Consider the following 14380-nt stretch of genomic DNA (forward strand, 5'->3'; position numbering starts at 1 on the left):
AGGAGGTGGTGGTGACGCTGCGCAAGCGTGCGCAGAGTGCGGAGGCGGAGTTGGGTCGGTTGCGGGAGAGGTTTGGGTCGTCTCCGTCGCCGGAGCAGCAGTACGAGTTGTTGGTGTTGGGTCAGCGGGTGGAGCGGGCTCGTGCGGGGTTGGCGCCGGACGGCACCGAGTTCCTGGCCCGGTTGGATCCCAAGCCGCAGTCCAAGGCGCAGTCCAAGGCGAAGCCTGCTACGGACAAGACCGCTGTGGACAGGATCGGTGCTGGTGCTGGTGCTGGTGCTGGTGGTGGGCGGTCGGGCGTGGGCCGGTCCGACGACGCGTACAGGCTGAGTCGGGAGGAGTTGGCGGCGCGGGTTGAGGCGCTGCGGTTGTTGGGTGAGCTTCCCGAATCCGTTGGTGCCGATGCGGCGGCACGTCGGGCCGAGCTGCGTCGACTGCGGATGTGGCTGGACTTCCGGACGGGAGGGGCGACACCGGCGGAGTCGCGCATCCTGACCGGGAATGGCATCGGCAGGGGCCTGCACCCGCGCGAGCGGGGCGAGGTGGTGCTGGCGTACCGGGCCTTCGCGGCGCGGGCGGAGGCCCGGCTGAACCGGCTGCTGGCCGACCGGGCCGGCAGCCCGGACGAGTCCCTGTCCGACGTCGGACGCGCGATCCGCCGGGCGGACATCGACGAGCTGCGGTCGCAACTGAACCGCATCGGCGAGGGGGACAATCCCTACGGCCTGCCGGAGCATGGTGTCCGGGACGGTCGGGTCACCGGACGGTGGAGCCGGATCACCGAGGCGGACCGGGCGCGCCTCGTCCGGCTCGGCGGACCGTTGACCGCGCGAGAGGAAGAGACCCTCGCCGGTGTCGGCGCGGGCTTCGGCCAGCGGCCCGATCACCGCTACCAGATCGTCCGCAACGCCCGCGTCTGGGCCCGGCAGGCGGCGGCGACGCAGCGGCTCTGGCAGGAAAGGCTGGAGGCTCGGCTGAGCGCCGTGGCCGACGGGCACGGGCTCGCGAGGGTCCGGGCCGGGTGGGTCTACTACCGGGGCGAGGCACCCGTGGCATCCCCGACTGCCATGGATCGGGTCGACCCTCGACCCGGCCATGAGCTGCTGCTGATCGATCCGTCGGTGACCGATTACGCCGTGATCCGGGCGTACGTCTCCCACCTGGAGACGCTGACCGACGACGTGCCGCTGGTCCGACTGCCGCGTGGTGGGCCACGGCTGACTCCGGCCGAGGCGGCGGATCTCGCCACCGCGTTGGTGCGCGGCACCCGTGGCGTGCTCTCCATCCCGACTCGGCGGCTGGCTGACGACCCGCCAGCGGACGGGCCATTCGTGCCGGTGGACGCGGTGGGTCGCCGTACCCTCCGGCCACTGCACCACTCGTTCCTGGTCTATGCCGGTACCGTGCCGGAGGGCACGCCGTACGACCTGGGTAAGACCTCACGGTCCGACCAGTTCGCGCTCGGCGTGAACGACGACGACTGGGTCGTCGGGGAGGCCCGGCGGGGCGACGCCGACGATGAACCGGCGGTGGTGTGGTTCCGGCCCGCGTCGCTCGACCCGGCTGTCACCGCCCCGGTGCTGCCCTTCCGTGCGTCCACGGGGACCGGCCCGGGAATCATCGTCGGGGTGCCCGGCCGGCCGGTACCCGACGAGGTGAACCGCCGCGTTGAAGCGATCCTCGATCAGCTGGCGCCGGAGGGCCGTCCCTGGGTGGCCCGGCACGGCGTCAACTCCCGGCCGCGTGGTCCGGTCGCGGCGCCCTCCGACGCCGGGCTCTTCCTTCTGCCGAACGCGGCAGAGGCCGACCGCGTCACGTTTGAATACCTCGTGGCGGTCCACCTGCGACAGGGTGTCCAGCGCGGCCGACCTGACGCGGGGGCCGGGCCGAGCCTGGTGGTGACCGGGCCGGTGGATCCGGAGCGGCAGACCGTCGGCGGCGTCGGCGGCCCGATGACGGTGGCGGAGCTGTCGGAGGCGGTGGCCGGGCTGGACGGCCCGGTCACGGTGGCGTTCACCGATCCGCGTGCCGCCGTGCCCGGCCCCGCCGGACAGTCCATGGCCGAGTTGCTCGCCGACGGTCCGGCAGCCCTGGTCGCCGCACCGGACCCCGCGGTGGCCGGCCAGTGGTACGAGCACAGCGCCGTCGCCGCGACCCGCCGGTTCGCCATGGGACCCGGGTCGACGACTACCGGCCGGCCACCGATGACGCCCGCCCAGCACGCCGCCCTGCGCGCCGCCGGTCGGGCCGTCCCCGCCACGCTGCCCGGTGCGGTTCCTACCGCCGCCGGGGAGCCGCTCGACGGCGACGGACTGGTCCGCTCACTGCTGTCCCTCGCGAGGGCCGAGATCCGCGCCGCCATCGAAGCCGAGAACCCGCCGAGCGGCGGCGACCGGACGCCGAGCAGCGAGTCACGGACGCTAACCGTCGAGATCGTCCGTCAGCATCTCGCCGATTTCTTCGCCCGCGACTTCGCCGCGCGTCCGGGGCACTACGCGGCCTTCGGCATCGACGCCAGGCGGGCCGAGGAGGTACGCCGCGACCTGCCGAAGCCCGGCCACACCGGGGGCGTCGCCGGGCAGATCGCCCTGCAGTTGGCGGTGCTCGCCTTCGGGCTGAACATCGCGGTGCTGCACCCCGACGGCAGCCTCGCCAACCACGGCGAGTCGGCGGAAGACCTCAAGATCCTCATCCGGGTGGGCGACGGCGAGCGGACGGGCTACCTGCCCGGCGTACCGGTGGACCGACCGCGCCCGACGGCGGCGGCCGGCGGCGCCGAGTTCCACCTCGATTCCGCCGAGCCGCGCGTGGTCGAGGTGGACACGGACCTGTGGGAACCGCTGCCGGGGACCCTGGACCGGCCGATCCCGTGGGAGTTCACGCCACCGGAGGGCCCAGGCGGCCGTCCGTCGCTGCGTCGCCCGTCGGGCAGCGGTGAACGGACGGTGGTTCGCTACCACCTGTCGGCGACGCCGCAGCAGTGGACGGTGCGGCGTCGGCTGCGCCTGCGGGCCGGTCCGGGGGTCGGACCGGTCGAGCTGGCGGAGGTCCGGCGGGCCGCCGAAGCCGGGGTGCGGCGGTATTTCAACGCGCCCGGGCACCGGCTCGACGTGGACGGCGGGACGCCGCTGCTCCGTGTCGAGCTGGACTTCGACTCGCCGGATCCGCACCAGGTGATCGAGGTGGTGGCCGGCGGGCTGAGGGGGATGACCCAGGACCGCTGGCCGGTCGGGGCGGCGGAGGAGGCGTACGCGCACGAGGTTGGGCACGGGCTGGGCCTGTGGCATCCGGCGCCGGAGAACCTGCCGCCGCCCGACGGCGGCGACGACCGGCGGCGCTGGCGACGTCAACCGCCGGCCGAGGGCCTGATGGGCACGCGGACCGGTCACGCGGTGACGTCCGAGGAACTCGCGCGGTTCGTCGCCGTGGCATCGCCGTACGTGGGGTCGACGACCCCGAACGTCTCGGCACCCCGGTTCCAGCCAGCCGATCCGCTCGATGCCGGTGACCGGGCCCCCGCATTGCCGGGACCCGACGAGGCCACGACAACGACCACCGCACCGATAGGGCACATCCCGCCGCCTGGGCCGGACTACCGGGAACTCCGCTCCGCCGCTTGGACGCACCTGGCGAAGGTGCACGACGAGGCGCGGCGGCTGATCGCCGCGAAGATCGACGGCCAGGGGCAGCTCGCGGCCGACGTCTGGTGGGACATGGCCGGCTTCATCACCAAGGCCCTTGAGGTCCCACCTGTCCGAGCGATTGTTGGACCCCGTGCCGGTCGTGAGGGTGCCTTCCGCCAACGGGACTGGATCATGGAGGTCGCGACGGACCATCCGGTGGACGAGGTCCTGTCGTATCTGGTGCATGAGCTGGCACATCTCGAACAGTCCGCGGTGATCGCGCAGCTGCTGGCCACCCGGTCCGGCGATCCGGTGGCGGCTGGCATGGTCACCGGTCACCCGGACGTCCAGCGGGAACTGTGGGATCGGCGGGTTACCGACGACCCGAGATATCGGGCGATGCAGCAGGTGTGGGACCGCCACCAGGACTCTGTTGCTAATCAAGTCAACGCTTTCCTCAGGCCGCTCAAGCTGCTGAAGAGAGACGCGCAGCAACGACTTTCGGCCGCCGAGCGGATCGACGGGTTTTCGCCCCGGGTTCTCGACCGACTGCGACGCGGCCTCCAACTACTGAATCGGCAGGGACAAATCGCGGCCCTGCGTTACAACACCCAGCCGGAGGAGATGCAGGCGTTCCTGACCCAGCTGCGGTACACGTCACTGGGATCGGTACGCGACTGGCGCGGTACGCCCGTCACTCAGGTGGCGCCGCCGGACGGCTACGAGGTGGTCGACCTGGGTCGGGCTGGAAGTGTCCTCCGCCCGACGGGGACGGCCACCGAACCGCCTCAGCGGTTCGCGCACCCGCAACGGCCGCTGCTCGTCATCGAGCTTCCCGACCCGGCTCGGGCCGGCCAGGTGCTCAGCCAGTTGCGCACCCAGTTGCCCGAACCTGCGCTGGTGGAGCTGGTCGTTCCCGCCCCGATCAGCGCGGCCAGGGCGTTGGAGCTGTCCGGGCTGCTCGGTCCGGAGCAGCACCTCGCTCTGGCGCCACACCTGATCGAACCGCCCGGGGTGGAGTTGTCCGACCAGTTCGTGTCGTACAGCCGGCTGCACACCGCGACGCTGCCGGCGTTCGCCCGATACGTCACCGTGCACCACAGTCCGCAGTTCCCGAAGCTCGCCGCCCTCACAATCAAATTTGACAACCTCGGCGGTGGCCGGTGGGCGGTCTTCGGCGAGGACTGGCAGGCCACGTCGGTGGGCAACCGGGTCTGGGTGGGGCCGAAGGACGCGACACCGGTGATCGAGGACGGTGACCCGCGAGTGGTCATCGGTGTGCCATCCCGGGACACCCCTTGGCCGGCCTGGCAGTGGGGCCTGTGGCTGGCCCGGATGCTGGCCGGTCAGGAGGGCACTCCGGACGCCCCGCTCGCCCGGGTGCACCGACCCGAGACGCAACCGCCACCGCCGATACGACGACTCGACGGCAACCTGGAGCACGCCGTGACCGAGCAGGACGCCGAACTGGCCCGGCTGGTCACCGGCGACCAAAACCCGCTCGCCTCCAATGAGTACTCCTTCCCCGACCCGGACCCCCCGCTCGGGGTCGTGCCGGGCGAGGACCTCTCGTTCACCGTGCACAACCTGATCGACGCGTTGCTCGACGCGACCGACGTGGCGCCGACCGAGCGGGACGTCGAGGTGCTGCTCGACGCGCTGACCGCGCTGGCCAGCAAGATCGGCTCCACTGGGCCGGACGCCCTGCGGAACCTGCTCGCCGCCGGCTATCTCGCCGCCCGGGCGTACGGGATCGGTGGTCTCGGTCCCCGCCGGATCACCGCGGCCTACCGCGCGCTGCGGCTGCTGGAACCCGACGGGCCCCTGGCCTCAGGGCCGACGGTGGCAGCTAAACTGCTCTCCTTCATCGACGGCGTCAACGTGGACACCTGGGCCGCCGACCTTCCGGTGCTGCTCATGCAAGTGCTGGACCGGTTGCCGGAGCCGGGCGTCACGATGGCTGAGCTGACCGCCGCCAACCAGGCGGATTGGGAGCGGATCCTCTCCACCCTCGACGGGCTCGCGCAGCGCAACAACACCGGTGTCTGGGCCACCGCCGGCCTCCGCCCGCAGGTGGGGCCGAGGTCGACCGACGGCGATCTCGTGCTGGTGTACCTGGCCGGTCCTCAGCTACAGCCGGTGCCGCCGGGCAGCACTCCGGTCGACACCGCCGAGCAGGTGCCCGCCTCGCTGCTGGCGCTCCTCGGAGACCAGGCCCGCGCCCGGTTCAACCCGGACGGGGGTCGCGATGTTCGGGTACGACTGGTGCCGGTCACCGACGCGCCGATCACCCGGAACGCCTTCTACGTCCTCCTGGATGATCTCGTGAAACTGAACGACCGGCTTGACTGGCGGGTCGTCCTGGATGATCCGGTACTCCCCGACGGAAGCCCGGTTCAGTTCACCGAGCCCCTCGTACCCGTCTCCGACGGCCCCGCCCAGCAGCGCATCCGGCAGCTCACCCTAAATTCGGTCGAGCCTGCACCGCCCGTGGAGCCGCCGCTGGATACCAATGCGCGCACGATCTCCGGTCAGCGCCGGCCCGGCGGGGTCGAGGAGTTCCGAAACCAGGCCAGCGCCATGGACCGGGCGGCTCTGCTCGAAGCGCTCCACGCGCTTGGTGTCCGTACGGTGCGAAATGGCGAGTTGCTGTCGCTGCCGCCGCTTCGCGGTGCGTATCTCGCTCAGCGCACCGCTGATCTCGTGGCGGGCGGCGTCTCGCCGGCGGAGGCCCGAGCCATCGCTGAGGGAGAGGTGCCGCTCAGGCCAGCCGCGGACGGTGCGAAGTCTCGGACGCTCGCCGACGGCTCGCTGTCCAAGCAGGAAATGCTCGACTACATCGGCGTCCAGGGCCAGACGTTCGACCTCTCGAACCTGGGGGAGGAGCTGCTCCGCGAGGCGTACGTGGGTCACCACCTCGATCCGGCCCGGCAACCGGACGACTCCGACGGTGTCGACCACCGGTCGTCGGTGGCGAACGGTAGACAGCCCGAGAGCATGCTGGAGGAGTTGCCACCCGGGGAGGTTCGCAGGTACCCGGCGCCGGCGGGATACGAGATCCTCCGACACCCGGACCTGATCTGGGTCAGGCCGCCAGGCGTGCCGGACGACGTGATCACTTCCCGACCTGCCGGACAGCCCGGCCAGATCAGGTTGTTCGTCGGCGCTCCGGGCGCCAATCCGCCGCCCGCGGTCTGGGACGAGCTACGCCAGGGGCTGCGCCGGTCGCCGGCCGAGCAGGTGTCCAGGCTGGTCATGCAGAGTTTGGTGACCCAACGCCCGGACCACCACCTTCCGCCCGACCAGAAGCTGGTCGAGTTCTTCGAACGGGCAGCCTGGATCGGCTGGGGGATGGGCGCCGCACCGACGCGGGACGAGCTGGCCCGGGGCGCGGCCACGTTGTTCGAGTACCTGTCGTCGACGCTCTATCCGGACGTTCCCCCTCCCGCCTTCGTCGCCGACGAGCCGCTGGGCCAACGCCGTGGTGCCGTCAATCCGACGACGTGGAGCCTGCTGCTCGCCGCGGATCTCGACACGTGGCAGGTCGTGGTCGACACGATGCGGCACGAGTGGGAGCACATCGAGCTGTATTTCCGGTCCGCCCGGTACCTGGCCGCCACCCACACCACTGTGGAATCGTTGCTGCGGGTCTATCCCGCCACGGTCCCCAGCAGCGAGGTGACGCGGCGCGCAGACCTGACTCCGGAAGCGGAGGCGATGCTGCGGGCCGCGGTGGCCCACCCGCTGACGCCGGGGTCGAGCGAGTACGAACTCGCCAAGGGCGAATACCAGGCCCAGTTGGCCAGCGCCAGCGTGACCAGGCAGGTCGAAAAGGCAACGAAGGACGCGTACGACCGGATGGTCGAGGCCGACGACCGCCACCGGAAGATCCTGCGCGATCCGGCGTTCGGCGTACACGACCGCGCGATGTCCGGCCTGGACAAGATGCAGGCCCTGGCCGCCTATCTGATGCTGGTGCCCACCTACGCGGAGCTGCCCCGGGAGGGCCCAGCTGTCGAGCGTGAGCGGCAGCTCGACCGGCTGTTCGCGGCGTCGGAGGACGATGGCTGGGTACGGGTCGACATACCGGACGACGTACGGGCCGACCTACCGGCCGACACCGTGCGGCCCACGATCGGCGCCGCTGACGGCGACCGGGTCACCGGCGGTGACCCGGTCGGCAGCCCTGTCGAGCCGGTCGAGCAACCGCTGCGAGTGGCGAACCCGCCGGTACCACCGCAGCGAGCCGGGTCGGCAGCTCCGGACTCGGCTCGTCCCCCGCAGCGCGGCCCGGAGAACACCGGGCTGATGGAGTTCCTGGCGGGCACCGGCGAGGCGTCCTCGGCCGACCCCCGTCAGGATCTGTCCGGTGCGACACCGGAACGCTCCCCGTCCGTGGCGAACCGGGACCAGCAGCTGTCGCGGTTGGTCTTCGGCGACGGCGTCGACGCGCTCGGGTACGGGGCGACCGGCGGGAACCTCGGCTTCACCATGGACAGCCTGCTGGATCACCTGCTGAGTGCGGCCGGCGCCGACCCGGCGGAGCGGGACCCGGTGGCGCTCGTCGCCGCGTTGACCGGGTTGGCCGGGCGACTGGGCATGGTCGCGCCGGGCACGCCGGAGGCCGCCGTCCGGCGTGACCTGTTGGCGGTCGGGTACCTGGCCGCCCGGGCCTACGGCATCGGTGGAGTCGGCGAACGGCGGCTGCGGACGGCGTACTGGGCGTTGCGGGCGTTGCGGGCACAAGAGAGCCAGATGATGAGGCCCGCGCCCAGGACGGGGTCGCGTCCGGCGCCGGGCAGTGCCACCCTCGGTGAGCTGCCGGTGGGCGACGATGCGGTCATCAGGCTGCTCGGGTGGATTGAGGGCGACTTCCCGGACCCGGCAGACCGGGACTTCCCAGTGCGGTTGGTCCGGGCGCTGGAGCTGACGACTGGGCCGGACACCACCATGCTCGACCTGACCCGCGAGGCGGAGGCATCCGAGATCCGGTTGAACCTCCTGTCCTACGGGCTGCGTCCGGTCGACGCCGAGGCCGGGATCTGGGCGTTGGCCGGCGTCGTGCCGGGCCGTCGGCCCGGCCCGGCCGACGGTGAGCTGGAGGTCTGGTACCTGGCGGGGCCGGACGGGTCGCCCCTGTTGCCCGACGAGTCGCCGAATCCCGAGCCGGACGTACGAAGTGGGCCCGCGCTGTTGGCCCAGTTGGGCGAGCGGGTACGCGCGGACGTTCGGCACCGCTCGGAGATTCCGAACGCGGACGGAGAGGTGCGGGTACGGCTGGTGCCGGTCACCACCGGCCCGGTCGAGGCGCGGGCTGCCGCGAGGCTGCGTACCGGTGTTGCCGAGCTGGACCAGCGGTTGGGCCTGGGCGTGACGTTGTGCGAGCCGCCGGTGGTGTGGCCCTATCGGGCGGCCGTGTTCGCCGACGGTTCGTACGCGGTGGCCAAGCCGCCGCAGGCGGACACGGGCGGCAAATCCGGTTACCCCGGCTTCCGGCTCTTCGGGCCGGATGGCACGCCGTGGGGCAACCACACCGCGCACACAGCGGAGGGGAACGACTACGTCACGGCGTCATGGCAGACCGTCCACTCGGCCGTGCCGGGCGTGTTGGAGCTGATGATCATCTCGGCGGCCGGGCGCGGCGACCAGGACCACTTGCAGTTGACGGGTGTGACCGATGAGGCGACGCAGCAGGTCCTCCGGGACGAGTACGGGATGGAGCTGTTGTCGAGCTCGACCGAGGGCGCGCACGACTACCGGATGACGCGGGTGGCGGCGGACCGGATCGCCCGGCAGCGGCTGGAACGGCTCGGGGGCACGCTCGCTCCCGACGGGGGCACCGTGGCGACGCCGCCGTTCGGCCATCCCTGGACCAGCGACCAGCCGGGATGGGCGCCGACAACTCCGGACGGCACGCCGCTCGCGGTGGTGACGGAGACACTGGAGGACGGGCGGACCCGGCAGGTGTCGGGACGGCAGGTCGACGCCGACACGTTCCAGATCGTCAGCGGGGCGACCGGGAACGCCGTCTACCGGCTGCACGCCGGCACCGACGCGGACGGCGTACGCACGTGGTCCACGGGTGTGCTGTCGTCGTCGGAGACGCGGTACTTCTACCGGATGGCCAAGGACGCCGACTGGACGTCCGCTGACGGTCCCGCGGAGCGGCTGAGGCACCGCGCGGCGAAGGCGGCCGGCCGGCGTACACCGGAGGACAAGGCCCGCGAGTTCGTGCAGCATGTGGTCGACTCCGGCACGCGGATACCGGCTGTGGACGACCCGAGGGGGGCCGGCTACGGCCTGTACCGGGCCACCGTCAACGACCGGACCGTCCTGGTGCGGGCGAAGGTGCGGAAGGTGGACGGCCAGGACCGGGTCGTGCGGGCCCGGCCGCCGTTGCCGCTGGACCTCGCGTTGCAGCGAACTCCCGGGGAGAAGATCCTGACGGATCTGCTCGACGCCGGTTGGCGGGTGCGCAGTGGCCACGCCGACACCATCGATCCGGACGCGCGGCAGGTCGGCCTCGACGTCTTCGGCGACGCCGCCTTGCGCACGCTGCGGTCGGCCCATCAGATCGCGTTCGCGGCGATGGGGCCGCCACACCTGGCACTGGAACACCGGATGTTCCGCTCCGCCGGCCTGCACGCGGAAACCCGTCGTCTGGTGCATCAGGACTACGCGAGGCTGACCGACGAGGGGGGAGCGTGGGACGGCTGGAAGCGCCTCGCGCGGCGGATCGGTTGGGAGATCGGCAGCCCGCCGCTGCGGGGACCTGTCGTACTGGACCAGCCGCTGGCAAACAACATGTGCGATGGAGAGTTCCTCCCCGGCCCGTGGCAGGTACGACTCGACACCACCCAGGAACTGGACCCGGTCCGATCCGCCCTGGTGCACGAGATGCTGCACGTCGAGCACCAGACGGTGATGGCACAGTGGTTGGCCACGCACACCGACGACAGGGCGGTGTTGGCCCGGTTCAGCCAGAACGCCGACGTGCAGACCGCCCTGTGGAACGATCGGGTCGAGGGTGACCCGAGGTATCCGGCCGCGGAGCGGCTGTTGGCGTACAAGGACCAGCCCGGGATGAAACCGGTGTACCAGGCGCTGCCGCTTGTTGGCCTTTCGGCTCGCCACGCCCGACGCCGGCTAAGCCGCGCGGATCTCGTCGACGGCTTCAGCATCCGGGTTCGCGACCGACTGCACCGGGCCGCTGTCGAGCTGCGGCGGCAGGTTGTCGACATGCTCGCCCGGTACGCCGACATCCCGTTCGAGGCGCAGGCGTTGATGCTGGAGCTGGACCTCGCGGCGGACGGTTCGGTGCGTGACTGGAGCCGGGAGCCGGCCGCGCAGGTCCTCCCGATCAGGGGATACGAAGTGCTGAGCCTTGGCCCGGCAGGTAGCTTCGTCCGGCCGTCGACGTCCGCGATGGCTCTGCCGCAGCGGCTGGCGCATCCGGATCGTCCGCTCGTGGTGGTGTCCGTGGCCCATCCGGCGGAGGCCCATCGCGTGCTGGACGAGCTGCGCGACCGGTTGCCGGCCAACGCGCTGGTGGAGCTGGTGACCACCGACCCGGTGACCTCGGCGCGGGCGGTGGAGCTGGCCGGAGTGCTGAGGGATGACCAGGTGCTCGCGATCGCTGCCGACCTGGTCTCTCCATCCGGCCGGCTGGTCGACCACTTCGTGGCCCACGCCCGTGGGCACGGGCGGACGCTGGGTTCCTTCGCCCACTACCACACGGTGCACGCCACACCGCAGAATCCGCCTCTGACGCCGCCCAAGTCCATGCTCCCGCTGCCCCATCGCGGGGGTGGCAGATACCAGCTGGTACCGGACTTCGAGGTGGTGCCGGTGGGGGAGCGGGTGTGGATCGGGCCGGCTGGCGAGGATCCCACGGTCGAGGCCGACGATCCGCCGGTGGTCATCGGCACACCCTCGCGGGACACACCGTGGACGGTCTGGCAGCACGGGTTGTGGCTGGCCCGGATGCTGGCCAGCCAGGTGGGGAGGACCACCGACGAGGGGTTCGTGCGGGTGCACCGACCGGACCCTGAGCCGCCGGCGGTGCCGTCCACGACGGTCGCGTCGCTCCACGCCGTCGACGACCAGGACAGGCTGCTGTTCCGCGCCGCCTTCGGCGGTCAGGATGCCCTCGATCCGGCCTCGTTCGCCTACCAGCCAACGGGCCGGGACCACGACGCCGAGCCGGCGGACAGGGACCTCGCCTTCACCGCGTACCACCTGTTGGACGGGTTGCTGGAGGTGTCCGGTGCCGACCCGGCGGAGCGGGACCCGGGAGTGCTCGTCGCCGCGCTGGACGACCTGGCTGGTTGGCTGGGGGCGTCCCGCCGAGAGTTGCTGTCGATCGCGTTCGTCACCGCCCGGGCGTACGGCATTGGTGGGCTGGACGCGCCCCGGCTGGCTTCGGCGCACCGGGCGCTGCTGGCGCTGCGAACGCTGCGGGCCCGTCTAGCCGATGGTGAGCTGCCGGTGGGCGACGCCGTGGTGGCGGATCTGATCGAGTGGGTCGAGGACGACGTGGACCCGGAAGCCGACGATCTCCCGGTGCGCCTGATGCGGGCGCTGGAGCTGGCGACCATGCCCGGCGTCACCATGGAGGACCTGGCTCGCGCGGCGCAGGCGTCCGCAACACGGTTGAACCTGACCTCCCTCGAGTTGCGTGTGATCGACGCGGATGCCGGGCTCTGGGGACCGGCCGGGGTGGGGCCGGACCAACTCACCACGGCCGACGGTGACGAGCTGGTCGTCGGTTACTGGGCCGGGCCGGACATGGTGCCGCTGCCGGGTGGCCCGGCGAGCTGGCACACGAGTGACTCCGGGATCGCCCCTGGCGCCGCGCTGCTGGCTCAGCTCGGTCACCGGCTGCTGACGAGGGCCGCGCCGGGCGCCGCCGGGCCGATGCGGGTTCGTCTGGTCCCGCTTGTCGTCGGCCCGGTGGACGAGCAGGTGGTGGCGGCGTTGCGCCTCGGCCTGGTCGAGCTGGACCAGCGGCTGGGCATAGGCGTGTCGCTGGCTGAACCACTGACGCTCCTGGGCCTGTCGCACGACGAGGCTGCCGGTGAACCGGCGGAGGACTGGCGGCTCGGTGAGCTGATGCGCCCCGTACGCCTCTCCGGCGGTCCCGCCCAGGCCGATCCCGGGACCGAGGACCTCGCGCGGAGTGGACCAGCACCTGCTCGGCCGGACCCGTCGGGTCGGCGGCCCCGCCTGCCCCGACGCGCCACGGTCGAGCAGGTGTTGGTCCTGGTGGGGCCGAGGCCGGATGAGGGCTTGCTGGCTCCGGTCGCCGCCGCCGCGCAACGGCTGGCCGCGGCGCGAACGGGGCCAGCCTCGGGCGGGGAGGCGGTCGCCTGGTCCGAGTCCCCCACGGTCGTGGTCGGCCGGGGCGCCGGACCGGTCGAGACCAGGCGGATCCGGGGTGACCTGAACGGCGTCCTTGAGGCGTACTTCGAGCTGGGCGTACGGCCGGTGGTCGTCTTCGCCGGCGAACCCGCCAAGGACGACCACGCGCTGCTCGCGCGGTACGGCGTGCCGCTCGTACGCCGGATCGCCGACGAGACGCCCTCGGCAGCCGGTGCCGGCGCGCTCGTGTTGCGCGGCTTCGACTGGCTGTGGGAGGTGCGCCTCCCGGAGCCCGCCGAGCCCGCGCGGGTCGAGAGCGTCGGTGCCGCTCTGGAAATCGCCGCCCGCACCGGGGTCGAACCCGCGTACGGCGACGTGCTCTCCGATGAGCTGCACGCGTGGCTGGCGGCGTCGGACTGGACCCGCCGGCGGGAGATCTTCCGGGACCGTCGCGAGGAGCTGCTGCGCCCGGAGAACCAGGCCGCGCTCGACCGGATCCTCCAGCGGCACCCCGCCCCGGACCTCGCCGCCGGCACCGATCGGCAGGCCGGGAACAACGCCGGCGCCTACCGGGTGATCCTCAACCTGGCCGAGCAGACGGAGACGACCCGCTCGTTCGAGTACCTGACCGAGCCGGACCCCCAGACCCGCCGCGACCGGCTGGTCGCGTGGTTGAAGTCCGGGCCGGACGTGCCCCTGGAACCGCTTGTCGAACTCGCGAACGGCGCGGACGAGGATCCGTCGTACGGCGCGGACGCGGCGGTGCTGGAGGCGCTGCGGATCAGCCTGGACCGGCCTGCCGGCGAGCGGGGCGACGAGCCCATCATTCCCGAGCAGGCCCGCCAGCTCATCCTGAACAACCGGGCGTACCTGCGCGACGGAAACGACGCGACAGAGTGGGCCCGCCACCTGCGCCTGCTGAACACCCGGTACCCCGACCGCAGCGCGGAGCTCGGCGAACTGGCCACGCTGATCATGACCTGTTACGAGCCGTGACCGGCGCAGCCGCCGGTCAGCCCGGCAGCCGGTCGGTCAGCCAGGCCAGGTCCTGCATGAGCGGGCGGATGCCGTCGTCGGTCAGCCGTCGCATCGCCTCGTTGGCTCGGGTGAAGGCCTCGGCCAGCAACTCCTCCAACGTCCCCAGCCGCGCGGGGTCGGCGAGGCTCGGATCGACGAACACCTGCCGCACCTCCCCGCCCGCGGTCAGGGTGATGCTGACCAGACCATCCCCGGCGGTCCCGGTCGCCTCGGCGGCAAGCAGCCGGTCCTGCACGTGTTGCATCCGTTCCTGCATCTCCCGGGTCTGCTGGGCGAACGCCTCCAGGCCGAACGGTTCCTGCTGCGGCTGCATGGCCGAACTCCTCTCGTCGTGGGTCGCACCGACCCGGTCCTCGCGG

The 14380-nt window shown here is 72.1% G+C and carries 2 protein-coding genes; one reads left to right on the plus strand and one right to left on the minus strand.

Annotation, left to right across the window (positions count from 1 at the left end):
* Positions 1 to 11: 11 nt before the first annotated feature.
* On the plus strand, positions 12 to 13979 hold the full coding sequence (locus ACLQ28_RS20020; RefSeq protein WP_425687799.1) for a hypothetical protein: 13968 nt from the start codon (positions 12 to 14) through the stop codon (positions 13977 to 13979).
* A gap of 16 nt (positions 13980 to 13995) precedes the next feature.
* Here the strand turns inward: ACLQ28_RS20020 and ACLQ28_RS20025 are convergent, their stop codons facing one another.
* Positions 13996 to 14334, minus strand: a complete 339-nt coding sequence (locus ACLQ28_RS20025) for a YbaB/EbfC family nucleoid-associated protein (protein WP_363727762.1) — start codon at positions 14332 to 14334, stop codon at positions 13996 to 13998.
* Positions 14335 to 14380: the final 46 nt, after the last annotated feature.

The sequence above is a fragment of the Micromonospora sp. DT201 genome (assembly GCF_049841575.1).
Taxonomy (GTDB): Bacteria; Actinomycetota; Actinomycetes; order Mycobacteriales; family Micromonosporaceae; genus Micromonospora.